This is a genomic window from Sphingobacterium sp. UBA7253, from assembly GCF_002472745.1.
GTDB lineage: Bacteria > Bacteroidota > Bacteroidia > Sphingobacteriales > Sphingobacteriaceae > Sphingobacterium > Sphingobacterium siyangense.
Window position 1 is genome coordinate 6,937 of record NZ_DKSP01000180.1, and the last position, 342, is coordinate 7,278.

Genomic DNA, 342 nt, shown 5'->3' on the forward strand with positions numbered 1-342 from the left:
GTTTTCGTCTAAGTCTTTTGTCGCTTCTTCAGATACGTTAGGAATATCAGCTGTTAACTCTTCTTCACCACGTTTTGTATCACGAACTTCAAGTTCGAATTCTTCAATGTGAAGAGAAGTAAACCAGTCTTCTTTCGCTACACGCTCAGAAATTACGATCGCATCCTCAAAGTTATATCCTTGCCAAGGCATGAATGCTACTTTCAAGTTACGACCTAATGCCAATTCACCATTTTCAGTTGCATAACCTTCACATAATACCTGTCCTGGTTCAACTCGTTGACCTTTCTTAACGATAGGTTTCAAGTTCATACATGTATTTTGGTTGGTTTTCTTGAATTT

1 pseudogene is annotated in these 342 nt (G+C 38.0%); it reads right to left on the reverse strand.

Going from position 1 to position 342, the window contains the following annotated elements:
- Positions 1–342: pseudogene (locus B2X72_RS18085) on the reverse strand (DNA-directed RNA polymerase subunit beta); the annotation flags it as partial.